We start from the raw sequence: 24,997 nt of genomic DNA on the forward strand, positions 1-24,997 counted from the left end.
TTTCTCCCCGGCGGCCTTCGTTGACCGAAGCTACTCGGGCCGAGCACTGTTCTGCGTCATCTATTATTTATGCGCGCAGCATGGCGAATGGTCTTTGCAGTCGGGCCGGCGAAAGGCGCAGGTGGCTGAACGGCTGTGGCGGACCGCCCAGTCAGGACCGGGATTGCGATGAAGCGTCGCTTTGCACAGCTGCCGATTGCGACCAAGCTCAGGGTGATCATCACGCTGTCCTGCGTCGTGGTGGTCTTTCTCACCTGTGTCGCGCTGGCGTTGGTTGAGTGGCATGATGTCCGACGGACGATGGTGCGCATGCTGATCGCCCGTTCGGAGATCATCGCCGCCGGTGCCTCGGCTGCGCTGCTGGTCAACAGTCCGCGCGAGGCCGAGGACGTCCTGAACGCGCTCCGGGCCGATCGAAACCTGCTCGGAGGAACCATCTTTCGGGCCGACGGCTCCGTGTTCGCGCAGTATGCCGTCCCCGGCACGGCCGTCATGCCGCCCGCCCCGGGACCGGGGATCGTGCACCTGTTCTCGTGGCGCGACGTGCTCGTATGGGTGCCGGTGCAGGGCGAGGCGGGACAAATCAGCGGTACGATCGCGCTCCGGATGGCGCTGACGGTGATCTACGATCGGCTGCGCCTGTATGCGATGAGTTCGCTGGTGGTGGCGCTGGCGGTGGTCGGGTTTGCCTACTGGCTCTCCCATCGTCTGCAGGGGCTCATCTCGCGCCCGCTGCTGGCGCTTGAAGCGGCGGCGGCCCGGGTGACGCAGGAGAAGGATTTCACCGTGAGAGTCGCGCCCGCCATGGACGATGAAATCGGACGGCTGACGACGGCGTTCAACAGCATGCTCGAAACCATCCAGGCGGGCGAGGCCGAGTCGGCGCGGCTCTATGATCAGGTGCGCGCCTACGCAACCGGCCTCGAAACCCGGGTGAAGGAACGCACCGCGCAACTCCAGTCCGCGTACGATGAACTGGAGAGTTTCAGCTATTCGGTCTCCCATGATTTGCGCGGGCCGGCCCGACACATCGCGTTCTTTGCGGAGATGATGGTGGAGGAAGCGGGGCCCGGTTTGGCGCCGGAGTCGGCGGCCTACGCCGGCAGAATCGTGCAGTCGGCGCGGCGCATGGAGGGGCTGATCGATGCGTTGCTTGATTTTGCGCGGCTGACGCGGAAGGAGCCGGTCATTGAACCGATCGACATGGCTGCGCTGTGCCGGGACACCGTTGCGGAGTTGCAGGCGGACCCCGCGAACGCGAAGGCCGAGATCACCGTCGGGGCGTTGTCCGCCTGTCAGGCCGATCCGATCCTCGTGCGCCAGATCCTCGTCAACCTGCTGGGCAACGCCTTCAAGTACTCCCGCGACCGCAGCCCGCCCCGTATCGCGGTCTACGAGGTGAAAGTCGACGGACCGGAGCGGCGCGCGTACGCCGTGCGCGACAACGGCGTCGGCTTCGACTCCGGCACCGCGGCCGATCTTTTCAAGGTGTTCGTCCGCTTCCATGACAAGAACCGCTTCGAGGGCACCGGCGTCGGTCTCGCCACCGTCCAACGCATCGTCCAGCGCCTGGGTGGACGCATCTGGGCGGAGTCCGCCGTCGACGCCGGCGCGACGTTTTTCTTCACGCTGCCCCGGGTCGAGAGTCCGGGACCCGCGGTGGAGGCACCGGAACGGGCCCGGGCGACCGTCCAGCCGTGAGATCCGTCGCAAAAAATAAGGCACAATTGCCGCCTCAAGTGTACTATTTTGAGCCATGCCTGCCGACGACGATTTCGAGGATTATCTTGAAAGCATTCCGCCGATGACGCCGGACGAACAAAGCGAACTGCTGTTGACGCATCTGACGCAGATGCTCGCCGTGATGGAGCCGAACGAGGTCGATCTGATGCGACGTTTCGTGCGGAGGAACTGTCCGCCGGGTCCGGGGCGCGACACGCTCGAGGAGCTGCTTGAGGGGCACCTCGCGCTGCGACGGATCAACGAATCCGCCTGAGTCAGTTGCCCGCGAATTACGCTAACGGCGGCGAATGAAGGATTGCGGCTTAATTCGCGGCCTTTCGCGTAATTTGCGGGAGGCCTGCTGCATGGTTTCGCTCAGGCCTTCTTCTTTTTCTTGGCCGCACCCGTAGTCTGCGCGCGCACGGCTGCATCGGCGTCCGCCGGTGACAGTGCCTCCGGGAAACGGCCCTGATCGTCGGTGCGCGTGATCCACGACTCGAGTTCACCGCGCAGGCGTTGCAGGGCCGCGGCGTGTTCCGGACGGGTCGAGGTGGCGAGATTCTTGATTTCGTGCGGATCGTCGAGCAGGTCGAAAAGCTGTTCCTCCGGCTGGCGCGGCTGGCAGAGAAAGGCCTGGGTTTCGTCGAGGCGGCCTTCCTTGAAGAGTTGCGGGATCAGCGTCCATGCCGGGTATTGACGCGCCTTGTACGCGTTGGGCGCGAAGAACGGCACCTCGGGCGTGAAGGTGCGGATGTAGCGGTAGCGATCGTCGCGCACGGTGCGGAGGCGCATCGCCGTCTCGTCGCACCGGTCGCGCGCGCCGAACACATACGTTTTTTCCGGCCCGACCTGGTCGCCGAGGAACGGCACGCCCTGCATCTTCGCGGGCACGGGTGCGCCCGTCACGCTCAGCAGGGTCGGCGGCATGTCGATCGCCTCGAGGAGCCGGCGGTCGACGGTGCCCGGCTGATAATGAGCGGGCGCCGGCTGGCCCTTCGGCCACCGGACGATGAGCGGCACGCGCAGGCCTTCCTCGTAGCAGAACTGCTTCCCGCGAATGTGCGCCTCGCCGTTGTCACCCATGAAAATCACCACGGTGTTGTCGGCCATGCCTTCCTTCTCCAGCCGCGCCAGAATGGCGGCGACCTTCGCGTCGAGCCGCCGCGCCGAGTCGAGGTACGCGGCGTAGTCTTTGCGAATCACGGGATGATCCGGGTAGTACGGCGGCAGGACGACTTTTGCCGGGTCCGTCGCGCCGTCGCCGTTGAAGTCGCGGTGCGTTTCCTGGAAATTAATCTGGGCATAGAACGGCTGGTGCGCCGCGAGGTCGGCCCACCGGTCGCTCTGGAACAGCTGCGGCTCCGCCGGGATGAAGTTCCAGTCGGTCTTGCCCGCGGCGCGCAGATTCATTTCGGCCGGAAACTCCCGCACGTTCGCCGTGTAGTACCCGGCCTGGCGGAACCACTCGCCGAGCGGGCGCACGCCCTCCGGCAGCGGCTTCTTGTTGGGCGTGCGGTGCTGGTGCGCACCGAGTGTGGTTTGATAGACGCCGGTGTTCCACGCCGAGCGCGCGGCTGAGCACACCGGCGCGGTGGTGTAAAAGCGATCGAAGCGCACGCCCGTCGCCGCGAGGCGATCAATGGCGGGCGTCGATGCCGCCGGCTGGCCGCCGTAACAACTGTACGCCGACGGGCCCGTGTCCTCGGCGACCAGCCACAGGATGTTCGGGCGTGGAGGCGTGGCGGCGAGGGCCGCGGCGGCAGACACGAGGAGGGTAAGGACGAACGGGAGGCGGACACTCATGGCGATAGAGGGGAAACGAACGTCAGGCAGGGCGGGGAAATGAAATCGTAATAGCAGTCGCGCGGTGGGCGGACGCAGACTGAACGGATGATTCGGGCGCAGGCGAGTCACAATCCGGGATGCGTCGAGGCCGCTGCGCAGGCGGCGGCATGCACTGCCGGCGCGATCCTGCGAGTAGGAGTTGACGCGACCGCGCGCGCGTTGCTCAAGTCCTGCGCGAAACGCAGTGCCGGCCGACCCGCCTGCCTTCGTTGTGCCTTCAATGATCAACGCTGAAATGATCGCTGCCCGGGTGGCGCGCGGCTGGCGGGCCGCCGCCGGCGCGTGGCGTGCCCGGTGCCGGGCCTTCGGTATTGTTGCGGCCGGCGTTTTCGCGGGATCGGGCGCGACGCTCTCCGCCGCCGAAGTCACCTCGGTCAGCGCCTTGTTGGCGATGCCGTCCGAGCAGGCGGCGCGCGGCGATCCGCTGACGCTGCGTGGCACGGTGACGTTTGTGGAGCCGGGCCTGGTGTTTCTGCAGGACGACACCGCCGGCACGTATTTCCGTCCCCATGACGCCGTTGCCGTCGTGCCCGGCGACGAACTCGAGGTCGTCGGGCGGACCGAGGCGGGCATTTATCTGCCGGGAATCGAGTCGCGCTCCCATCGGCTTTTGGGCCGACGACCGCTGCCGGCGGCGATTGACGCGTCGTACGAGGATCTCCTGTCCGGCCGTTTTCACTATCAGCGCGTCGCGCTCACCGGCATGGTGCGTTCGCTCAGCGCCCTGAGCGAAGGCCGGAGCCTGCTGCGGCTCGCGCTCGGCACCCGCGTGGTCGATGTCTGGGTTGAATCGCCGTTGCAGCGCGAACGCGTGCTCGTCGACAGCCTCGTGCGGGCTCAGGGCCTGGCTGTCGGCGCGATCAACAGCCGGCGGCAACTCGTGCAGCCGTATGTGCGGGCTCTGGACTGGACAGAAATTGTGACGGTGCGCCCCGCGCCGCCACAGGACGCGGTGCCGCGCATCGCGGCCTCGGAACTGTTGACCTACGGCCTGGCCCGGCAGGGTGGCGGGCGCGTCCGTGTCGTCGGTTCGGTGATGGCGGCGTTCTCGCGCGGCATGCTTTACCTGCGCAGTGACAAGGCGGCGATCGGGGTGCGCCTGGCGACGCATGTGCCGCTGCAGATTGGCGAGGTGGTGGAAGTTCTCGGCTTTCCGGAAATGGGACGCTTCACGGCCTCGCTCGTCGACGCGCAACTGGTGGAGCGTCGTCCCGGTCCCGAGCCCGCACCGATCGCGTTGAACATCGAGGATCTCTTTCGCGGTTCCTACGACAGCGATCTCGTCGAGGTTACGGCGAAGGTGACGGATTCGTTTCGCTCCGATCGCGATCACACGCTCGTGCTGCAACAGAACGAGCGTCGCGTTCGCGTGAGTCTGCTCGACCTGAACCTCGATGTTCCCGCGGGCAGCCGGGTGCGCGTGACGGGCATCTCGCGGGTGAACGTGAGCGAGGGCGTCGGCTACAGCTCGCAGCCCGAGGCCATCAGCATCTATGTGCGCTCGCCCGACGATCTGGAGATTCTCCAGCGTCCGTCGGGCTGGACGGTCCGGCGGTTGACGTTGATCAGCGCCGGGCTCGGCGGCGTCATGCTGCTGGCCGTGCTGTGGATTGCGCTGCTGCGCCGCCAGGTGAGCGCCCAGGCCGCCGCGGCGTTGCGCCGCATCGAGGCGGAGGTGGCGCTGGAGGAACGCCAGCGGCTCGCGCGCGACGTCCACGACACGCTGGAACAGGAACTGGTCGGGCTCGGGCTGCGGCTCGATGCGGTGACGACCCGCGAGTTCGACGAGAAGGGGCGGACGCTGATTGAGGCGTCGCGGAGCCTGGTGTCGCGAATTCAATCCGAGATGCGGAATCTGGTGGGAGAATTGCGCCAGCCCGGCGGCCACGTCGGCGATCTCGGCGCCGCGCTGGCTGATCTGCGTGAGCTGAACGACGCCGAGGGCGGCTGCGAGGTGCGCATCGCGATGCAGCCCGAGGTGCCGTTGCTGCCGGTCGCGGCCGTGCACAATCTGCGGATGATTGCGCGCGAGTCCGTCACCAACGCCCTCAAGCACGCGGCGGCCCGGCTCATCGAAGTCAGCGTGGCGCTGCGGCAGGGCACGACGCTGGTGCTGACCGTGACAGACAATGGCCGTGGCTTTGACGCCGCGCGCGAGACCCGCGGCAAGTCCGGCCACTATGGCTGCGTGGGTATCCGCGAACGCAGTGCGAAACTGGGCGCGCATATCAGCTGGCGCAGCGCGCCCGGTGCCGGCACGACGGTCGAGCTGACGCTCGCCCTCGCCGCGCTCGAGCCCAAGGCCAGCCGGCCCGATTCCCGGCCGCTGGACCCGGCTCCCGCCACGACGCCCGAACGGCGCGTCACCGTTTCCTGAATACCTTCATGGCTGCTCCCGTCAAAACGCCCCCGCTCTCGGTTCTGATTGTCGACGATCACTACATCGTGCGCAGCGGGCTCGTGGCCGCGCTCGAGTCGGCGGACGGTGTCACCGTCGTGGGCGAGGCCGAGCGCGGCGACGAGGTCGTGGCGGTTTACCGCCAGTGCCGTCCGGCCGTGGTCCTGATGGATTTGCAGCTGCCGGGAAAATCCGGCGTCGAGGCCACGCGGGAACTGGTGCAACAGGAACCGGCGGCGCGCGTGTTGATCTTTTCCACGTTTGCCCGTGACGACGAAATCCAGGCGGCCTTCGACGCGGGTGCGCTGGGTTACCTCCACAAGTCGGCGAAACGCGACGAGCTCGTGCTCGCGCTGCGCCGAGTCGCGGCGGGCGAGCAGCACGTGCCGGCTGCAGTGCTGCGCCGGCTCTCCGCCCTGCGCACTGGTCCGGCCATCACCCCGAAGGAGCGCGAAGTCCTGGCCCTGATTGCGGCGGGCCGTGCCAACAAGGAGATCGCGGCGGTGCTGCTGGTGTCGGAGGACACCGTGAAGCGCCACGTCAGCAACATCCTCGACAAGCTGCACGTGAACGATCGCGCGCAGGCGACGATGGAGGCGATTCGCCGCGGCATCGTGACCGTGGCCGACTGACGTCCGCACGAAAGAGGGAGGAATCCGCACGTGTGAGCGGCGTTCGCCCGCCCCATACTTTTCCAACCGGCGCGGCCCCTTCGCCCGGGTTCCCACCGTATGCCGCCTATCTTGCAGGTGTCCGCGCTCTGGCCGACGTGCGTCGCGCTCGTGGGCGCGGCCGTGACCGCAGCGGCCGGCGCGCCGGCGCGACTGTCGTTCAACGACGACATCCAGCCGATTCTTTCGGAGCATTGCTTTCACTGCCACGGACCGGATGCCGGATCGCGCAAGGGCAAGCTGCGGCTCGACCGGGCGGAGTTTGCGTTTCTGCCGCGGACCGGCGGCGCAGCCCTCGTGAAAGGCGATCCCGCGGCGAGTCTGCTGCTCGAGCGCGTGCTCGCGACCGACGCCGATGACATCATGCCGCCACCGGAGGCACACAAGCCGCTGTCGCCGGAAAAAATCGCGCGATTGCGGCAGTGGATCCAAGAGGGCGCCGAGTACCAGGAGCACTGGGCGTTCGTGAAACCGCAACGCGAGCCGGTCCCGCTGGGGGAGCGCGCCGCGGGCAGTCACGCGGCGATCGATCGTCTCGTGCGTGAGAATCTGGCCCGCGTCGGACTCACGCCCGCGCCGGAGGCCGACCGGTACGCGTTGCTCCGGCGCGTCACGTTCGATCTCACCGGACTGCCGCCGACGCCGGCGGAGATCGGGGACTTTCTGGCCGACGCCTCGCCGCGCGCCTACGAGCGCGTGGTCGATCGGTTGCTCGCGAGTCCGCGCTATGGCGAACATCGCGCGCGCTACTGGCTCGATGCCGTGCGTTACGGCGACACGAACGGCGAGCACGCCGACAACATGCGGACCACGTGGCCGTACCGCGACTACGTGATCAACGCGTTCAACGCGAACAAGCCCTTCGATCAGTTTGCCATCGAGCAGATCGCGGGCGACCTGCTGCCGCCAACCTCGGTGGATCAACTGGTCGCGTCCGAGTTCAACCGGCTCAACACCACCACCAATGAGGGCGGTTCGATCGTGGAGGAGATTCACCTCAACAAGATCAAGGATCGCACGCAGACCTTTGCGGGCGTGTTCCTCGGGCTGACGATGGGCTGCGCGGCGTGTCACGACCACAAGTTCGATCCCATCACCCAGCGCGACTACTACGCGCTCAGCGCGTTCTTCAACAACATGCCGGACAGCGCGTACGACGCGAACCAGGCGACGGTCTTTCCGACGGTGAACGTGCCGCCGCCGGAAAAGCGCGCCGAGGCCGATCGCGTTCTGGCCGAAAAGGCCGCGGCGCAGCGTCGGCTGCTCGACCGCACGAACCGCGCGTCTGAGCTGATCAACGCGTGGATTGCCGGCGGCGGAGTCACCACGCTGCGACCGGTATCGGCCGATAAACTACAGGCGCGTTTCCGCCTCGATGAGGCCCGCGGCGGCGAAGTCCTCAACACCGCGCCCGGTGCGACGACGGCGCGTTACACGCTCGTCGGCAGCGATCACAGCTGGGGCGGATCGACGCGGCCGGTGAAACACTGGACCGGGCTGCGTTTCGGCGTGCAGACGGCCTTGCAGGCGGCCGACCTTGGCGACTTCGAGCGCGATCAGCCGTTCACGGTGGCGGGCTGGTTTCTGCCGCGCGAGCGGAGCGGCACGAATGCCGGGTCCTTCGTCTCGCGGCTCGGCACCGCCGGCGGCAGCCGCGGCTGGGATCTTTACTGGCAGAATGCCCCTGCGCGCCGACCGGCCGCACCCAAGGCGACGAGGAAAAAAGAGGCCGCCGTCGCCTCGGCGGATAAGGTAGCGACGCCGGCCGCCGCCGCGGTCGCAGTCCAGAACGTGGTGCAGGACGACGAAGATTCCCGGCCCGAGCCGGAAGGCTTTCTCGTCGCCAATCTGATCCATCAGGACAAGACGAACGCGATCACGGTGCGATCGAAGCGCCGTATCAGCCGCAAGGAGTGGGTGCACCTCGCTTTCACCTACGACGGCTCCGGCAAGGCCGCCGGCGTGAATCTCTATGTCGACGGCCAACGTTCCGAGGTGGACGTGGTCGCCGATACGCTCACGGACAGCATCCGCACCGCCGCGCCGTTTCAACTCGCGCGCCGCACGGGTGGGGAGGCCTCGCCCGAGACTTCGTTCCAGGACATCCGTCTGTATGCGCGAGCGCTGAGTGCGGACGAGGCGCGAAGTCTGCCGCACGAGGATCTGGCCGCGGACGTCCTGCGCCGGCCGATGGCCGCGTGGTCGGACGACGAGCGCAAGCTCGTGACGGATTATTTCTTCTCGACGATCGACCAGCCCGCCATCGCGTTGCGGGCGGAGATCGCCCGGCTCGAAACGCAGTTTCAGCGGGCGACCGCGGGCGGCGTCGCGACGCTGATTGCGAAGGAACGCGACTCGCGGGCCGTGGCGTTCGTGCTGAATCGCGGTGCGACAGATGCGATCGCCGGTCGGGTCGAGGCCGGCGTCCCGGCGGTGCTGCCGCCACTGCCGGCCGGCGTCACGCGCGACCGGCTGGCCCTGGCGCGCTGGCTGGTCAGTCCCGAGCAGCCGCTGACTGCTCGCGTCACGGTGAACCGCATGTGGCAGGAATTGTTCGGTCGCGGCCTCGTGGATACGCCGGAAAATTTCGGCACCGTGGGCACACCGCCGAGCAACCGGCGGCTGCTCGACTGGCTGGCCGTCGAATTCGAGGAGAGCGGCTGGAACCTGAAACACGTTTACCGTCAGATGGTGCTCTCGGCCACTTACCGGCAGTCGGCCCGCATTGCACCCGAGTCGCTGGCGAAGGATCCGGACAACAAGCTGCTCAGCCGCGGTCCGCGTTTCCGCCTCGACGGAGAAATGCTCCGCGACCAGGCGCTGCTCGCGAGCGGCCTGCTCGTCGAAAAAATCGGCGGGCCGAGCGTGCGACCCTACCAGGTCGACGGTGTCTGGGAGGCGGTCGCGGTGGTCGGGCAGAGCAACACGAAGGATTACGTGCGCGATCAGGGTGACGCGCTGTATCGGCGAAGCGTGTACACCTTCTGGAAACGCAGCGCGCCGAATCCCGTGCTCGCCACGTTCGACGCGCCGAAGCGCGATGTCTGCATGCTGCAGCGCGATCGCACCAACACGCCGCTGCAGGCGCTCGTGACCGAGAACGCGACCGACTACCTTGAGGCGGCGCGGCTGCTCGCGACGCAGGCGCTGCACCTGAGCGACACCGGCGATGCGCAGAAGCTCGATCAGCTCGCGCTGCGGCTGCTGAACCGTCCGCTCGCGGCGGCGTCACGGCAGACGTTGCTGCGCTCGCTCGAACGTTTCCGCGGCCATTTCGCGAATCCGGCCGAGGCCCGAGATTTTGTGTCGGTCGGCGACAGTCCCGTGGATACGACGCTGCCCGTCACTGAGCTTGCCGCCTGGACGCTTGCGGCCAGCCAGCTGATCAACTCCGACCACGCTCTCAACAAGTAAGGCGCCATGCACGACTGCCCCGCCGACTCCCGCCACCTCCGGCCGATTCCCCCCGGGGCGACCCGCGACTATTTCCGCCTGCAGACGCGGCGCCAGTTCTTCGGCCGGCTGTCGACCGGGCTCGGCGGCGCGGCGTTGAGCGCGCTGGCGGGACCGTCGCTCCTCGGCGCGTTCACGCAGGCGCGTGCCGCCGGCGTGGTTCCGGCCGGCATGGAGCGCCTCGCGCAGCACGCGCCGAAGGCGAAGCGCGCGATCTATCTCTACATGGGCGGCGCGCCGTCGCAGATCGACACCTTCGACTACAAGCCGGCGCTCGCGGGGCAGTACGACAAGGACATGCCGGCGTCCGTTCTCGGTCGCGGCCAGCTCAACGCCTCCAACATCCGGCAGGCGCGGCTGCCGATCGTGCCGTCGACGTACTCGTTCAAGCAATACGGCCAGTCCGGCGCGTGGGTGAGCGAGCTGCTCCCGTGGACGGCTAAGCTCGTCGACGAGATTGCGATCGTGAAGAGCCTGCACACCGACGTGCTCAATCACGACGCGGCCGTGACGTACATGCTCACCGGGAACGCGGTGGCCGGAAAGGCCTCGATTGGCGCGTGGGTTTCTTACGGGCTCGGTAGTCTCAGCCACAACCTGCCCACCTTTGTCGTGCTGGTGTCGAAGCTCGCCGTGGCGAACGGCGACGGTGCGCAGGCGGTGTTCCCGCGCTTCTGGGGCAACGGTTTCCTGCCTGCGGCCAACGCCGGCGTGCAGCTGCGTTCGGAGGGTGATCCAGTGCTTTATCTGCGGGATCCGAAGGGGCTGTCGCGGGCCGCGCGGCGCGACATGCTCGACGGCGTGCGCGATCTGAACGCGGCGGCGTTCGACGAGGTCGGCGATCCGGAGATCCACGCCCGGATCCAGGAATTCGAGATGGCGTTTCAAATGCAGGCGACGGTGCCGGAACTGACCGACCTCAGTGCCGAGCCGGCGGAGACGTTCGAGCTTTATGGCGCGGAGGCGCGGACGCCCGGAACCTTTGCCAACCACTGCCTGCTCGCGCGCCGGATGGCGGAGCGCGGCGTGCGCTTCACGCAGATCTTCAATCGCGGATGGGATTCGCACCGCAGTCTGCCGAAGAATTTTCCGGTGCTGTGCCGGGACATCGACCGGCCTTGTCATGCGCTGGTCACCGACTTGAAACGTCGCGGCATGCTCGACGACACGCTGGTCGTGTGGGGCGGGGAGTTCGGCCGCACCGTGTATTGCGAGGGCGTGCTCAAGCCCGACGACTTCGGCCGCGATCATCACGGCAAGTGTTTCACGATGTGGCTGGCCGGTGGCGGCATCAAACCGGGGATCGTCCACGGCGAGACCGACGACTTCAGCTTCAACGTCGTGCGCGATCCCGTGCACGTGCGCGATCTGAACGCCACGATTCTCCATCAACTGGGCCTCGACCACAACCGGCTCACGTACCGGTTCGAGGGCCTCGATCAGAAACTCACCGGCACCGTGCCAGCGCGGGTGGTCGAGGAACTGCTGATTTAGTTACGAACGAAGGTTGCTTCAGCGCCCTCCCTGAACATTTCATGCCAATCGCTGCTTGCTTTTGGACTTCTGGATCGATCGTGGCTACGAGCGCCAGCGAGTGGCCGAACGACCACTCGCTGGCGCTCGTAGCCACGGCTAAAAGTCCAAAGGCAAAGAGCGATTGGAATCAGGAGCCGGGGACCGCGGATTGCACAGATGGCGCGGATGTTCCCAATCCGCGTGATCCGCGCAATCCGCGGTTAAATTCAGACTCGTGAGGCGACTCCAAGGCTCCTCGCGAGCCAAAGCGCGCACTCTGCGCGGTTCACTCGACGACGACGGTCGCGTCCTCGACGATCAGGCCGTACTTGTAGCCGCTGCCAAAATCGCGATCGGCGGCGAGCACGCCGGTGACCAGGACGAGATCGCCGACCTTGGCTTTGGCGGCGGTCGTGATCGTTAGATCGTTCGTGCCCTCGACGCCGGAGCCATCGCGCACGTGGAGCCAGTTTTTGCCGAGGATGTTGGCGTTGAATTTCACCACCCGGCCGCGCACGGCGATCGGTTTGCCGGCGAACTTCGCCTTGCCGGTGACGATCTCCGTCACGGTCTGGCCGTTGGTCGCGCGTTTGATGCCGGTAAGATCAGGGGCGGCGGGCTGGACGACGCCGGTGGTTGGCGGATGACCTTTGGGCAGTTCTGCGGTGGGGCCAGCGGCGGGGATCGGGGCTGCAGCCGCGCCGGCGACCGCGACCGGACGCGCGCCGTTCACGCGGACGTCGCCGCTGAAGTACACCATGTCGAAGGTGCGGTTGAGCGTCTTGCTGTGATAATTCGTCATCGGCATGGCCTCGGCCACGGCGACGGTGTCACCGTTCTTCACGGAGAACTGCGGTGCGGCGGCCCACACCTTGGCGGAGCCGGTGTCGAGCAACACGTAGGTGTACGTGGCTGCGTTGATGGATTCGACCACTTTGCCGGAGAGGGCTCCGGCACTGCCGGCAGCGGGCGTCGCCGCGAGGCCGCGTGTGCAGGCCAGGACCAGAATCAGACCGCTCACCCAGAGTGATTTTTTCATTATGTCCACTAGAGCATGAAATCGGCGCGCATCAAGGTTCTCCGGACGCGGCGCGGCCGGTGGCGGCGGTCCGCGCCTGGCCAAACGGCGTGACCCGCTTGAAGTCGCTCCACTCGTATTCAGTCTCGTTGCCCAGCTTGGTCATGGTTGCGCGGGCAGTGCTTCCGTCCTGCACTTTGCCGGCGGCGGTGCCGGCGTCGGCCTCCGTCGGTTCGATCTTCACGTCGACATCGAGCTCGGTGATGCGCGCCAGACCGAGCAGCACGCGAATCGGCTGCCGCAGGGTGGCGCCGATGCCGGCGATGCTAGCGGTCTCCTTGTCGACGGTGATGACGACGGCGATGTTCTCCAACGTCAGCAGCCGGGCGGTTTCGGGTCGCAGCGGCACGGCGAAACGGGTCGACGTCGATGTCTCCTTGAGGACGCGCGCCTGATCGACGGCCAGGTATTCGGCCGGCTTCTTGATCACCTTTTTTCGCGGCTTGCTGTTCTTGCGTTGCTCCCACACTGCGCGCTGGGCGGCGGTGGCCGGCTGGCCGTCAACTTCCAGGAGCCGCCAGCGTTCGCTGTCGGGCAGGCTGGGGTCGTACCGTTCGAGATGTTCCTCCTTCGTCTTGCCGTCATCGGTGAGGGCGCGGGAGCGTTGGGTAAACGCAAGATCGCCGTGGCCGCTGGCCTAGGTGTCGAGGGCGCGGTTCAGCAGGGACTGTTCCGCCCGGACAGACGGAAGCAACGCCCCCACCGTCATGATTAGAGACCAAACGGTGCGAGGTTTCATCGACGAATGAGGTTTGGGCACGCCGCCGCGGCGTGGCTTCGCGGCGTCGGTTCCACCGGCGGTCGCGAAGCCGTGCGACCGCACGTGCCTGTTCTCCCCACCTCGAACCGCCCGGGCGACTTTGGTTCCGTGCCCGCGCCGATCAGGTCAGAACAGCGTGCTTTGCACCGGCGTCGCGGCGGCCGGTCCCGGTGCCAGTGCGGGCTCTGCGCGGCGCAACGCCGCTTGCAGGGGACACGAGTCGGCGAGATCGCGGCCCTGGCGATACAATGCGAGAAGCTGGTGCGAACGCTGCGCGAGCAGCCGGCGCACCTCGCGGCGCTTTCCCTTGATGAGGGGAATGCGCATCGTGTCATAGCCGGTGGTCTGATGGCGCAGCCACGCGATGGTGGCGGCCTCGGCGCGGGCCTCGACGGGAATGCGCTCCGTGCGCGCCACCGTGCCGCTGCCCACGGGTGTGGCGTGATCGGCGATGAGCGTGGCGAGCCTGGCGGCGTCGGTCGCATACCGCGGATGAAACGCGAGAAACGCCAGCACTGCGGCGCGAAACTCGACGCTGTAGTCCGATTCCGCGCGGGCGCGGCGGGCGCGGCCGGCGTCCAGCTGGCGCTGATACGCCGGATCGCGGCGTTCGGCGAGCAGCGCCGCGCGCAGGGCCTCGATGCGGACGGTCGGCGCCCAGATGCCGCGCGAGAAGCGTTTCCGGCCCACGATCTCCACCATCGTCCACGACGGGCCGTCCAGCTTGATCCGACGGCTGAGCGCGGCGTCGCCGGGCGGCAGCAGACTCCAGTGGGCGGGCACCGCCTCGAGCACCGCGTGCTCGTTGATCACGTGGCCGGGGTTCTGGCTGGGACGCACTTCGCGGGCGAGGGAGGACACGCCGCAAGGGATGCAGGCGGTGCGGCGGATTCAAGCCCGGAGCGAACGGGAAGGGGCGGGGACGCGCGCGGTTGTGCGCTGGCTTCCCGCGGCGCGGCGCTTTTAGTGTGCGGCCATGACTCTTGCCGAACTGGGGTGGACCGACGCCCTGAACCGCGCCTTCGCGCCGCACGCCGCGGCGGGGCTGGAGCCTGCGCGGGTCGTGTGCGAACTCCGCCGGAATTTCTGCGCGGTGCACACTGCGACGGGAGAAGTGCTGGGAGAGTGCGGCGGGGGTTTTTTTCACCATGCGCGCAAGGCCGATCAGTTTCCCGCGGTCGGCGACTGGGTGGCGGTGCGGCGGCGGGAGGGCTCGGAGCGCGCGGACATCCAGGCGGTGCTGCCGCGGCGGACGAAGTTTTCCCGCCGGGCTTCCGGCTCCGAGGAGATCGAGCAGATCATCGCTGCCAACATCGACACGGTGTTCCTCGTGAGCGGCCTGGATCAGAACTTCAACCCGAAGCGCATCCAGCGGTTTCTGGTGGCCGCGCGCGAAAGCGGCGCCGAGGCGGTCATCATCCTGAACAAGGCGGATGTGTGCGCGGATCCCGATGCGGTCCGCCGTGAAATCGAAATTCTCGTGCCCGGCGTGCCGGTGCTCGTGACCAGCACGGCAACGCGGAAGGGGCTGAAGGCGCTCACGTCGGTGTACGCGCTGCCGGGCCGGACGCTTGCGTTCATCGGTTCGTCCGGCGTGGGCAAGTCGAGCCTGATCAACTCGCTCGTCCGCGATCCCGAGGCGCTGCCGACGGGCGAGGTGCGGGAGAAGGACAGCAAGGGCCGGCACACGACGACCCGCCGCGAACTCGTGCAGTCGCCGGCCGGCGCGCTCGTCATCGACACGCCGGGAATGCGCGAGCTGCAGCTGTGGGGGCAGGAGGACGGGGTGGCGGAGGCGTTCGCCGACATCACCGCGCTCGCGGCGCAGTGTCGTTTTGGAAACTGCGGTCACAGCAACGAACCGGGCTGCGCGGTGCGAGCGGCGGTGGCCGGCGGCACGCTGGAGGCGTCGCGCTTCGAAAGCTACAGCAAGCTCAAGGCGGAGCGGGCGGCGCGGGCGCCGGTGCGGCTGAAGCCCGGCGCTCTCGCGAGCAAGCCGGGCTGGCGGAATCAGGCCCAGGAGAAGACTCCGTTTCGTCACCGGCAGCATCGCGACGATTGACGGCATATGCCGGTTGAGCGCCTTGACTCAGTCCGGCCAATGCGATTTCCCTCGGGGATGGTCTGGCTTGGACGTTTATTCCTTGGTTTGGCGCTGGCCGTCATCGCGCGCGCGCAGGTCGTCGTCACTTTCCAGGATCTGAACCTCGCGGATTACGACGCCATTCCGGGGAACTACGGTGCGACGCTCGATCCGCATTTGTCGACCGTGTCCTATCGTACGTTCACAGCGGCGACAAACGTGACGCTGACCAACTATCTCGAGTTCTGGAACCTCACGTACGGCGATCTCACGAAGGTCGCGTTCGCCTCGAGCAATGGTTACGCCGCGGAAATTTCGCTCGTGCCCGCCGCGGGCTATGGCATTCGGCTGCTCTCCTTCGACATGGCCGGGTGGCCGAACCAAGATCGTTCCAACACGCTGATGCGGCTGACCGATGGCAGCGGCAATGTGCTGCTCAACTACGCCGCGTCCGGGCCGGTGCCCATCGAGGGCGATCTCTTCGGCGCGCGTCACTCGGCGTTCACGCCGAATCTCTACACGCCCGGCACGCTGCGCATCCAGTGGGGCAACGACTGGAACATCGGCATCGACAACATCCGCTTTGAAGTGGTCGCGTTGTCGGCCGTGCCCGAGCCCTCGACCTGGGTGTTGCTGTCGCTCGGCGCCGCCGCGGTCGCGTGGCGGACGCGCCGGCGCCGCGGCTGACGTCCGTTCGGGTCCGGCCCTTGGTTGCTCCTGCGGGCGGAGCGGGTTTCACCCCATGGCGCGAGCCGCCGGATGCGTGTAGTGGTAGGGCTGATGCAGCGACACCGCTCGTTCCCTCCGGGTGAAGCGGATTTTTCACCGCTGTGCACCCAGTCCATCGTCAGCATGAAATCGCACCTCGCCTCACTCTCTTCCTCGAGCCTTGTTCTGGCGGTCGTGGTCTTCGCCGGTTGCGCGGAGAAATCACCCCGCACTGCGGCCGCGGCTCCACCCCTGGCTGCCCCCACCACCGCGCCTGCGGGCGGTGCACCGGCGGTAGCGAGGCCGAACGATTCGCCCGCGGCCGACTCCGCGGGCGTCACTTGGGCCAGCCTCCGCAGCTCGGACTTTGAGGCGCGCTCCCGTTTCCTTGCCGGTTTCAAGCAGCTCGAGGCGCGTGCGGATGAACAGATGAACGAGCTGTCCAACAAGCGTGCCGCGATGGCGAGCAACGCCGACACGCGAAACTGGGATTTCGCGATGAAGGAGATGAATGACGCACGGTCCGATTTGCGATTCATGGGCGAGGAAATGGCGAAGGCCACCGCGCAGACGTGGGATCAACAAAAGGAAAAGGCGGGCGTCGCGTGGCTGCGGTGCCGGACAGCCTACGATAAAGTGAGACTCAGCGCCGCGGGCTGACGCGCAGCAATGCGGCACGAGCCGGACGCGGCCGCGCATGCGCTCCATACCTTTTGGGACGATGGATCATGAACGGATTGACGTCCACGATCCGGCGGGTTTCCGGGTCGACGATGAGAATACCGTCGCGGGCAGCCTCGAAGAGTCGCCGGTACCGCAGTGCGGATGCAGAGGAGTCAGCCGGATTCATTTTCCGGGTACTCGCAGGAACGCAGTCATGCGACCGAGAGTAGCCGGTGAACGTGCTGGCGAACAGTGGGTGTGCACCCCATCGCCGGGCGGGGAGGTGAAGGCCCCATCGGCATCAGGAGGAGACGGCGAACCGGTCGCCGTTTCCGGAGTCTGTCGCTGCGTATGAAAACCATGATCCCGCCTGTGCAGACGATGAAACGTGCCGCCGCCTCCACCCCGTTGTGGGTGGCGTGCGGCCTGATTGGAGTTCTCGGAGGATGTGCCAGCGGACCCGAGTCGTACGTCGTCTCCAGTCCGCCGCCGCCTCCGCCCACGGCGAACCGGGCCGTCACCGTCACCACCAATAATCCCAACGCTGCGACCCAGACCACCCAGACGACGGAACGGACGCCCTCGGGCACCGTGGTCACCACGCGCACCGAACCGGTGAGCACCGTCACGGTCATGCAGGCGCCGCCAGCGATGCAGACAGAACCCGTCCTGGCCCAACCCACCTCCGCGCACGCGTGGATTCCGGGCTATTGGACGTGGCGCAACAACCAGTACCAGTGGATCGCCGGACGTTGGGAAGTACCGCCGCACAGCACCGCCCGCTGGGTGGCACCGCGCTGGGAAGCTGAAGCCGGTGCCTATCGGTTTTACGAAGGTTATTGGAACTGAGTCGGCCGACCGCGTCGGACACGCCGCGAGAGCGCAGGCGTCCCCGGGAGCGCAGGCGTCTCGCCTGCACGGATCGATGCTTTGTCGTTTCTGGAGCAGGCGAAACGTCTGCACCCCCGGGGTCGTGCGTCCTGCCTTTTCAACTACGCGAGGGGCGGACGACAACGGCGATAGAACTGCAGTCCCACCAAGGCCAGAATCCACAGGTCCGGGATCACAAAGAGCAGCGCGATGGCGACGGGTCCCGTCAGGTCGGGCCCGAGGGCCAGCAGCGTGAGTTTGCCGGAGAGCGAAACGGTGAACGCGAGCATCAGACGATTGCGAAACTGATTTCGCCCGGCGGTGGACGTGGCCGCAGTCAGACTGCGGGGAGCCACGCACGCGGCCGCGGCGCCGAGCGCGATGCCGGCGAACATGTCGACGGCCACATGCTGCTTGGTGGCGAGGGTCGAGTAGACGATGGCCGCGGCCGTCGCGGCGTTCAGCAGGTGCCACGCCGCGGGCGCGGCCGCGACACGGAGAAAACGCGCGAGCCAGATCGCGGTGAAGATCGCGAACGCGACATGCAACGACGGACAGGCGTTGCCGGTGGCGTCGACGTTTTTCAGGAATGCGAGGAGCGGATGGAGCGTCGTATCGAATGCCGGGGGCGGCACCGCGGTCGGCCAGAAGTGAAAGAACCCGAGCGCGGTACCGGTGAGCGCGATGACTTCAGCGGTGTACACCGCGATCTCGCGTCGACCTTGCAGCAGCGCGGGCGCGAGAAAGACGTACAGCCAGAGCGCGGCGTAGGGCAGCAGGGCGACCGGGTGAAAACCGATCAGCCGGTCGATGGTCGTCAGCGGCATCATCGTCACGGGAAAAACCGGATATCGCAGCAGCTGGAAATACGCGGCGAAGAAGGCGGTGACGAACAGCGGGATGGCGAACGCCTTGAGCGGCCAGTGCGCGACGCAGCGGGGCGCCAGCTGGCGAAACCAGGTCGGCGGCGGGGCGGACGCCGCGGGCGGGGCGACGGGCGATCGCGCTGACGCGTGGCGCTCAACGGGAGGCGGAGAAGGCGGCGGAAGAATTTTCAGGCGTGGGTGGGTTTCGATGGCGTCGGCCGGAGCCGTCGCCACATTCGGGCGGATGTCATACTATCGGAAAGTGCGGTTGTCCGCCATGGCGTTGCTGAGTCTCGCGCTGGGGTGCACCGGTCCTCTGCTCGCCCAGGATCCGGTGGCCGCTCCGCCGATGCGCTATGAAATCGAAGTCACCACGGGCATCGGTTGGAAGGTGGGCGGCGGGGCGACGCCGCTGAGCTACACGCTGCTGCCGCAGATCATCACGCTGCGCATTCCGCCGATCAGCGAGCGTCCTTGGGCGGGTGGCACGCTGATGATGCGCTCGCGTTTCAGCCTGCTGCTGGAACCGATCGTGCGCGGACCGGAGCATTCCTACCTGGGCGTGGCGGCGGCGGGGGAACTCGAGTGGCGGGAGAAGTCGGGCCGCTTCGGCGCGTTCTTTGCCGCGGGCGGCGGCTTTGGCTGGATGGATAGCAAGGGCTACGAGGTGCCGGGCGGGCAGGGCCAGGATTTCAATCTGAACTGGCTGATGCACGCCGGCCTCGTGTGGCGCGCGAAGTCGCCGTGGGTCGGTCGGGTCGGGCTCTATTTTCAGCACGTCTCCAATCGCGGCATGGACAAGATCAATCCCGGTTTGAACACGCTCGGTCCGACGCTCGGCCTGGGCCGGCGTTTCTGACCCGCGGGGCGGCGCAGGGCGTCGGCAGGGCGGCAACGACGTGACGTGCATGCCGGCTCGGACAGCGAACCTGGCCGGTAGTCGCAGCCGAAGACGGGTTGCCCGCGAATCACGCGGACGGACGCGAATGATTCCAAGGCAGAGGAACCGCGATCGCTCGCTCAGCGGTCGCATCGAGGGCGGGCGATTTTCCCTTTTGCCGCTTTGATTCGCGTCCCTTCGCGTGATTCGCGGGAAGCTCGCCGCTGGCGTGGGAGTTTACCCGCGGGCTTTTACTGCCACGTAGACGGTGCTGGCCGAGTCGCGATCGAGCAGGGGATTGGGAAAAGTGACCACGTGGGCTGTGACGGAGCCGAACACGGCTTCGAGGTTGCGGACGAACGCCGGATCCGGGGCGTCGTCGGACCACAGCGCGAAGACGCCGCCCGGATGCAGGTGCACGGCCAGCGCGCGCAGGCCGGCGGCGGAGTAAAACGCCGCGTGCCGTGGATGCAGCAGGTTGCTCGGCGAGTGGTCGATATCCAGCAGGACGGCGTGGAAGCGCGCGCCGGCGTCAAAGCCCGACGGCGCCGCGGCGAGCGCGAAAAAATCGCCGTGCAGGAAACGGCAGCGGGCGTCCGCGGTGAGCGTGGCGCCGAGCGGGACGAGTCCGCGCCGGTGCCACCCGATCACGGCTTCGAGCGCATCGACGATCAGCAGCGATCGCACCTTGGGCTGGGCCAGCGCGGCGACGGCGGTGTAGCCGAGGCCGAGCCCGCCGACGACCACGTCGCATGGCTCCGCGCCGAGGGCGGCGAGACCGAGATGAGCCAGCGCCTCCTCAACGACGTGAAACATGCTCGTCATCAGAAACGCCTCGCCCAGCTTCACCTCGAACACTTCCTGGTTGCCGAGGATCGCGACCCGCTTGCGGCGGAGACTGAGTTCTCCGAGGGGCGTTTGCTGGTAGTCCAGTTCCTCGAAGATGGGAGTCATGCAGGCACCGTGAGGCCCGACGGGGTAAATGCACGCTCCGAGTCCGCTGGTACTGCGGCCGCGGGAAAGATTGTCCTGTCCCAACGCGCGCACGTCCGGTACGATTTTAAAACCGCTGACGAATCGCGGATTCACGCCGGGCGTCCCGCTCTCTGTTGGCAGTCAGCGGGGCGAACCCAAGCGGGTGAGTCCGTCTCGACGGTGTCTGACTTTAAATGAGAATCACACCTGAACTCGTCGACGATTTGGCGGAACTGAGCCGGCTGCACGATGCAAGCCGGCGGGATCCGCGCGATCCGGAGATCCAAATCCACTATCAAGACCTGCGGCACCGCGTGCCGCGGGAACTCGTGAACGCCTTCGACGTGCGGCGGCGCGCGGGGCAGCGGGCCTTCGCCCCACTGACCGGCGGCGTGTGCGGCGCGTGCTTTGTCGCCCAGCCGATCTCCCGCCAGTTCGGACTGAGCGAGGGCGAACGCCTCGTGACGTGTCACGCCTGCGGCGTCGTGTTCTTCGATCCGCTGCTGACCGAGGACAACACCATCCCCACGCGCTGATCGCGGTTTTTCGAGGGCGGCGCGCCGACGGTTGTTTACAACCAGCCCCTGCTCGCGGATGAACGGAGACGCCTTCGGGGAAACATCCATTCCGACGGTGAGACAACCTCATTGAAAGGAACACCCACCATGGGCGACAGATCTCCGAAATCGGTGCAGAAAAAAGCCACGCAGAAGCAGTCGAAGACTGACGACGCCAGCAGCAAGAAGCAGCAGTTGATCAACGCGCAGCAGGCCACCAAGGCCAAGCTGGCGGCGAACAAGAAGAAGTAGGCCGGAACGGTGCAGCCCGGCGGAACTCCGCGGGCTGCAGCCAGGCAAAGCGGCGGCGTTGCGCGTGACGGAAAATTCCGCCGGCTCCGTCTCGGCGCCGGCCTGCGCGTGGCGCGGGATTCAGTCCGGCGGACGCGCGTAGTGGAATCGTGGTGACGCCGTCACGGTGGAACCAGATGCTGCTCGAACCAGGCGGTGGCCAGCGTCGCGACGCGTTCCAGCGTCCCCGGCTCCTCGAACAGATGGGTGGCGCCCGGCACCACGACCAGTTTCGCCTCGGCCGGAATCAGGCGGCGCGCGCGCGCGTTGAGATCCAGGACGACCTCGTCGCGTTCGCCGACAATCAAGAGCGTCGGAGACACGACGTCGCGCAGGGCATCGCCCGCCAGATCAGGCCGGCCGCCCCGTGCAACGATCGCGCGGACAACCGGGCCCAGCCGGGCTGCAGCCACGAGTGCGGCAGCGCCGCCGGTGCTCGCCCCGAAATAGCCCACAGCCAGATCGCGCGTCTGAATTTCCTGCCCGGCCCAGAGCGTCGCGGCCTGCAACCGCTCCACGAGCATCGCGATGTCGAAGCGCAGATGGCCGGTGTGCGCGTCGGTGGTTTCCTCGGCGGGGGTGAGCAGATCGAAGAGCAACGTCCCGCAGCCGGCCTGCTGCAGCCGGCGGGCGACCCACTGGTTGCGCACGCTGTGTCGGCTGCTGCCGCTGCCGTGGGCGAACAACACGAGGCCCGTGGTCCGCGGGGGCAGGGCGAGATCGCCGGCCAGCACGACCGGTCCCGCCGTAATGTGCACCGGATACAGCGGCACCTGGCCGGGATGGAAGGGAGGGCGGGGTTCGGGAGTCATGGGCAGCGCCGGAGTCAGGGGGAACAACGCGGGCCGACGTCGGGAGTCTATCTCCACCCGGGGGGCGAGGCTCGGCGGATGTTGCCATTCGATCTTCAAAACTTGTCCGCTCCCGACGAGGCGGCTGCGCTTGAACGCAAAAAGGCCCCGGAGCCTTGCAGCTCCGGGGCCTAATTGCGGTGGGCGCTCGCCGCGCGCTCCTTCCGATGCACACGTTAGGCGCTCTCGCTTGCGCGGGCCGTGTGCTCCCCGACGCCACTCGTCCGCGGCAAGCGGATGTTCCGGTCTCATGGCGGGACCGTTCCGACCGTTGCCGGCCGGAATTATTGAGTGAGGCCTCTTCGCCCGGTTCGGTCGCTCCCTGCCGGGAGCGGCGCGCCGGACGGGGTGCTGACACGCCTGCAAATGAGTGCTTCGCGTCGGCACCGTTGCCGCAGGGACGGCGCCGGCTTTTGACCGGTCGTTGGCCCTGCGTTACGGGTCTGGCCTCTTACCTCTCAGGCTGCGTTGGCTTTGCAGTTGGGTGATGCGGTTTGTCGCACCCCCCAATCGAGGAGGTTTGACGGACTTTGCCAGGTCCGCTCGCTCCCCGCAGCGCCCTCGTCCTTGCGAGTCCGGCCATTCTTTTGGTCGGACCTTGAGGCGGGGTGGTCCCGCCGGATGATGACGCCGCGTTCTGGTCTGCGCAGTAGCAGCCGTTACCCTCTGGGTGACTGCGTCGGCGGGCGGATCGAAACTCCCCGCCCGCCTGACTCGGCTTGCCCGCGGTTTCTCTTCGGGGCTCGCCGCTCAGTTCCTGAGTCATGTCACTGAACGGTCATGACACCGTTCAGAGGAACTGGTGATATATGCCTGCGTCGGCGGTTGCCCGCCGGGAGGGGAGGACGGCACCAGCTGCCGTCGTCCTTTCCCCGGTCGCCCGGGATTATCCCAGCCGTGTTCTCACCTGACCTCTCAGCCCTGCGCACCTCGGCTGTTCTATCAAGGAACACGGCGACAGTACTCCCGCCCGCGCCGGGCGGCTCGGCAGTTCTTGTCGAAGAGTCCGCAGCATTTGACCGGCGCGGCCGGCGCGCACCTTCGTGCCGGAACCCGGCGTACTTGAAACCACGATACGATGGGCCGGCGCGGGATCCGGCGCGCTTCCCGTGTCGTGGATCGGACAAGAATAGCCGCACGTTGGACAAATTCCGCCCAGCGGCCCGGACCGATCGGGACTAGGTTGCGGCGCTGGCAACGCAGAGATCCCATCACCATGAAGCATCACCGCAGCGAGCAGGCAGTCGGCCACGATGGCGGAAGCGCCTGGGCCGCGGAAGTGTCCCCTCGCGAGCGCAGGCCCGGGCGGCCGCTGCAGGGGCGAGCCGCGGTGTCACCGGATCCGACCGGGCGCGTGGCGATCGGGACGGCGGCGCAACCGACCACGCCGCCCGATGGCTATTCGGACGCCGATCTGTGCGCGTACGCGTACCACGTTTGGATTCAGCTGGGCATGCCCTGCGCCCGCGAGGCCTGGGACGAGGCAAAGGCCTGTCTCGACGCCAACCTGGCACTGCTGCCGGACAACCGGGCGCAGCCCGCGGGCGGTCGGGGCCGGGGCCTCAGTTGAGCTGCTTTTCGCGCCACGTGCGCGGCTCTTCGCCGACGAAGCGTTTGAAGGTGCGGTTGAACTGGGACAATGACGTGAAACCGGCGGTGTACGCGCCCTCGCTGATCCGCATCTGGCGGTTGAGGAGCAGTTGCTTCACCCGTTCAACGCGGGCGCGGCCGACGTACTCGATGAAGTTCAGTCCGGTCGCGCGGCGGAATTTCTTGCAGAAATAGCAGCTGCTCATGTTGGCCAGGCGTGCCGCCCGCACGAGGGTGAGGGGTTCGTCGAGATGCTCCGTGATGTAGCGCTTGGTGCGTGCGATCGTGGGCGAGTCCGGCACCTGTCGGTTCAGCATGAGGACGTTGCTGTGCAATGCGAGATGGCGCGCAAAAATCTCCAGCAGTTCAAGCGTCGCGAGGTATTGCTTGCGGCTCATCACGCGGGTCCTGAAGTAGGCGGCGCGGGCTGCCGTGCGGTCCAGGGCGGGATTCCACTCCGACAGCCGGCGGAGCGTGCGTGCGAACTGGGGTGCCGTGGGCGGGCGCAGGAAGACCTGGCCGACCTGCAGATAACCGATCACGCTGTCGCCGTTGCGAATCGCGACGCTGGATTCGCACAGACCCGCGTGGCACGTCAGGGTGACGGGCGCGGTCGTCGCGCTTTCGCGGGCGAGTCGCTGGATTTCCAGACAGGCGGAACACGACTTGTTGTGTCCCGCCATCAGGACGCAGAACGGGCTTTGATTCTTCGAATGCTGATGCGCGAGGTCGAGGGCGTCCGGGGGTTGCAGGGTCAGCGGCAACCCGGTGGTCGTTTCGAACGCCTGCTGGAAGTCGTGGAACAGCGGCGACTGGCGCAGGGTTTCGATCAGGCGGCGCGCGTGGTGCGTCGGCTCCTCCGCCGCCGCGCCGGGGAGCGGCGGGACCTGGGGTTCGAGTCGAATCACGGCGATTCCCCGTGGCGGTCGGCGTGACCGGCGATCATTTTCCCGCGTCGTTGTGCGAGCAGCCCGGAGAGCCAGAGCTGGTTCTCCACCTCGCGAAGGCATTCCGCTTGCTGGCCGGGACGGGATCCTTCGCGGATCCAAGCGGCGCGGGCGAGCCGCGCGATTTCGTCGGCGTCAAAAAAATCGACCGGATCGGAAAGGGAGGGCGGGCTTTTCCATGCCCGGTGATTCTGGAGCAGCTTGGGGAGGACGAGCAGCGCGGAGTTCATGGACGAAGGGGCGACCCCGTCAGCCTAAGGCATTTCTGGCGGCC

General features: G+C 67.2%; 23 protein-coding genes and 1 pseudogene. 14 read left to right on the forward strand and 10 right to left on the reverse strand.

The genetic code is table 11. The features are described 5' to 3' along the window. Positions 1-168 precede the first annotated feature (168 nt). Positions 169-1,701 carry a sensor histidine kinase gene (locus ACLJEU_RS11615; RefSeq protein ID WP_414662902.1) on the forward strand — a complete coding sequence of 511 codons (1,533 nt, stop codon included), beginning with the start codon at positions 169-171 and terminating at the stop codon, positions 1,699-1,701. 55 nt (positions 1,702-1,756) lie between these two features. Beyond that, positions 1,757-1,996 carry a hypothetical protein gene (locus tag ACLJEU_RS11620; protein ID WP_414662903.1) on the forward strand — a complete coding sequence of 80 codons (240 nt, stop codon included), beginning with the start codon at positions 1,757-1,759 and terminating at the stop codon, positions 1,994-1,996. A gap of 101 nt (positions 1,997-2,097) precedes the next feature. Here the strand turns inward: ACLJEU_RS11620 and ACLJEU_RS11625 are convergent, their stop codons facing one another. Beyond that, positions 2,098-3,525, reverse strand: coding sequence for a sulfatase family protein (locus ACLJEU_RS11625; RefSeq protein ID WP_414662904.1), 1,428 nt, complete (start codon positions 3,523-3,525; stop codon positions 2,098-2,100). Positions 3,526-3,787: 262 nt separating this feature from the next. On the opposite strand from ACLJEU_RS11625, the gene ACLJEU_RS11630 reads away from it, so the two are divergent. From ACLJEU_RS11630 to ACLJEU_RS11645, 4 genes are all read left to right on the forward strand, one after another. Further along, positions 3,788-5,944 carry a sensor histidine kinase gene (locus ACLJEU_RS11630; RefSeq protein WP_457795384.1) on the forward strand — a complete coding sequence of 719 codons (2,157 nt, stop codon included), beginning with the start codon at positions 3,788-3,790 and terminating at the stop codon, positions 5,942-5,944. Between the two features lie 8 nt (positions 5,945-5,952). After that, positions 5,953-6,597 (forward strand): response regulator, encoded by a 645-nt coding sequence (locus tag ACLJEU_RS11635; RefSeq protein ID WP_414662906.1) that lies wholly within the window; start codon positions 5,953-5,955, stop codon positions 6,595-6,597. Positions 6,598-6,696: 99 nt separating this feature from the next. Continuing rightward, entirely contained in the window at positions 6,697-10,050 is a 3,354-nt protein-coding gene (locus ACLJEU_RS11640) for a DUF1553 domain-containing protein (RefSeq protein WP_414662907.1), read from the forward strand. Positions 10,051-10,056: 6 nt separating this feature from the next. Continuing rightward, complete coding sequence (locus tag ACLJEU_RS11645) at positions 10,057-11,583, forward strand: DUF1501 domain-containing protein (RefSeq protein WP_414662908.1); 1,527 nt, start codon at positions 10,057-10,059, stop codon at positions 11,581-11,583. Between the two features lie 307 nt (positions 11,584-11,890). On the opposite strand, the gene ACLJEU_RS11650 is transcribed toward ACLJEU_RS11645, so the two are convergent. The 3 genes from ACLJEU_RS11650 to ACLJEU_RS11660 all read right to left on the reverse strand — a co-directional run bounded on the left by ACLJEU_RS11650 (position 11,891) and on the right by ACLJEU_RS11660 (position 14,303). Next, positions 11,891-12,643: a hypothetical protein gene (locus ACLJEU_RS11650; protein ID WP_414662909.1), complete on the reverse strand. Its 753-nt coding sequence runs from the start codon at positions 12,641-12,643 to the stop codon at positions 11,891-11,893. A gap of 31 nt (positions 12,644-12,674) precedes the next feature. Further along, on the reverse strand, positions 12,675-13,151 hold the full coding sequence (locus tag ACLJEU_RS11655; protein ID WP_414662910.1) for a hypothetical protein: 477 nt from the start codon (positions 13,149-13,151) through the stop codon (positions 12,675-12,677). 417 nt (positions 13,152-13,568) lie between these two features. After that, on the reverse strand, positions 13,569-14,303 hold the full coding sequence (locus ACLJEU_RS11660; RefSeq protein ID WP_414662911.1) for a DUF2293 domain-containing protein: 735 nt from the start codon (positions 14,301-14,303) through the stop codon (positions 13,569-13,571). 115 nt (positions 14,304-14,418) lie between these two features. Between ACLJEU_RS11660 and rsgA the strand changes: the two genes are divergently transcribed. The 3 genes from rsgA to ACLJEU_RS11675 all read left to right on the forward strand — a co-directional run bounded on the left by rsgA (position 14,419) and on the right by ACLJEU_RS11675 (position 16,893). After that, complete coding sequence (gene rsgA / locus ACLJEU_RS11665) at positions 14,419-15,504, forward strand: ribosome small subunit-dependent GTPase A (RefSeq protein WP_414662912.1); 1,086 nt, start codon at positions 14,419-14,421, stop codon at positions 15,502-15,504. A gap of 39 nt (positions 15,505-15,543) precedes the next feature. Next, positions 15,544-16,212: a PEP-CTERM sorting domain-containing protein gene (locus ACLJEU_RS11670; RefSeq protein ID WP_414662913.1), complete on the forward strand. Its 669-nt coding sequence runs from the start codon at positions 15,544-15,546 to the stop codon at positions 16,210-16,212. Positions 16,213-16,377: 165 nt separating this feature from the next. Next, positions 16,378-16,893 (forward strand): hypothetical protein, encoded by a 516-nt coding sequence (locus ACLJEU_RS11675; protein ID WP_414662914.1) that lies wholly within the window; start codon positions 16,378-16,380, stop codon positions 16,891-16,893. On the opposite strand, the gene ACLJEU_RS11680 is transcribed toward ACLJEU_RS11675, so the two are convergent. Further along, positions 16,877-17,083, reverse strand: coding sequence for a PAS domain-containing protein (locus tag ACLJEU_RS11680; RefSeq protein WP_414662915.1), 207 nt, complete (start codon positions 17,081-17,083; stop codon positions 16,877-16,879). The genes ACLJEU_RS11675 and ACLJEU_RS11680 overlap by 17 nt on opposite strands. Before the next feature lie 173 nt (positions 17,084-17,256). Between ACLJEU_RS11680 and ACLJEU_RS11685 the strand changes: the two genes are divergently transcribed. Further along, a complete protein-coding gene (locus tag ACLJEU_RS11685; protein ID WP_414662916.1) occupies positions 17,257-17,745 on the forward strand; it encodes a YXWGXW repeat-containing protein in 489 nt (162 codons plus the stop codon). Between the two features lie 143 nt (positions 17,746-17,888). On the opposite strand, the gene ACLJEU_RS11690 is transcribed toward ACLJEU_RS11685, so the two are convergent. After that, a complete protein-coding gene (locus ACLJEU_RS11690) occupies positions 17,889-18,866 on the reverse strand; it encodes a phosphatase PAP2 family protein (RefSeq protein ID WP_414662917.1) in 978 nt (325 codons plus the stop codon). 10 nt (positions 18,867-18,876) lie between these two features. On the opposite strand from ACLJEU_RS11690, the gene ACLJEU_RS11695 reads away from it, so the two are divergent. Then, entirely contained in the window at positions 18,877-19,491 is a 615-nt protein-coding gene (locus tag ACLJEU_RS11695) for an acyloxyacyl hydrolase (protein ID WP_414662918.1), read from the forward strand. A 258-nt stretch (positions 19,492-19,749) separates the two neighbouring features. On the opposite strand, the gene ACLJEU_RS11700 is transcribed toward ACLJEU_RS11695, so the two are convergent. Next, on the reverse strand, positions 19,750-20,466 hold the full coding sequence (locus ACLJEU_RS11700) for a polyamine aminopropyltransferase (protein WP_414662919.1): 717 nt from the start codon (positions 20,464-20,466) through the stop codon (positions 19,750-19,752). Positions 20,467-20,681: 215 nt separating this feature from the next. Here ACLJEU_RS11700 and ACLJEU_RS11705 point away from each other — a divergent pair, with 215 nt between their 5' ends. Both ACLJEU_RS11705 and ACLJEU_RS11710 read left to right on the forward strand, forming a co-directional pair. Beyond that, complete coding sequence (locus tag ACLJEU_RS11705) at positions 20,682-21,023, forward strand: hypothetical protein (protein ID WP_414662920.1); 342 nt, start codon at positions 20,682-20,684, stop codon at positions 21,021-21,023. A gap of 129 nt (positions 21,024-21,152) precedes the next feature. Continuing rightward, positions 21,153-21,296, forward strand: coding sequence for a hypothetical protein (locus tag ACLJEU_RS11710; RefSeq protein WP_414662921.1), 144 nt, complete (start codon positions 21,153-21,155; stop codon positions 21,294-21,296). 161 nt (positions 21,297-21,457) lie between these two features. On the opposite strand, the pseudogene ACLJEU_RS11715 reads toward ACLJEU_RS11710, so the two are convergent. Continuing rightward, positions 21,458-22,093: pseudogene (locus ACLJEU_RS11715) on the reverse strand (dienelactone hydrolase family protein); the annotation flags it as partial. 1,309 nt (positions 22,094-23,402) lie between these two features. Here ACLJEU_RS11715 and ACLJEU_RS11720 point away from each other — a divergent pair. Continuing rightward, positions 23,403-23,756, forward strand: a complete 354-nt coding sequence (locus ACLJEU_RS11720) for a hypothetical protein (protein ID WP_414662922.1) — start codon at positions 23,403-23,405, stop codon at positions 23,754-23,756. On the opposite strand, the gene ACLJEU_RS11725 is transcribed toward ACLJEU_RS11720, so the two are convergent. Then, positions 23,749-24,684 (reverse strand): PocR ligand-binding domain-containing protein, encoded by a 936-nt coding sequence (locus ACLJEU_RS11725; protein WP_414662923.1) that lies wholly within the window; start codon positions 24,682-24,684, stop codon positions 23,749-23,751. The two genes, ACLJEU_RS11720 and ACLJEU_RS11725, sit on opposite strands and share 8 nt — an antisense overlap. Continuing rightward, positions 24,681-24,953, reverse strand: coding sequence for a hypothetical protein (locus tag ACLJEU_RS11730; RefSeq protein WP_414662924.1), 273 nt, complete (start codon positions 24,951-24,953; stop codon positions 24,681-24,683). The genes ACLJEU_RS11725 and ACLJEU_RS11730 overlap by 4 nt, the downstream gene beginning before the upstream one ends. Positions 24,954-24,997 lie beyond the last annotated feature (44 nt).

Origin of the sequence: Terrisphaera buseokensis (genome assembly GCF_047521145.2) — a bacterium.
Lineage (GTDB): Bacteria > Verrucomicrobiota > Verrucomicrobiia > Opitutales > Opitutaceae > ER46.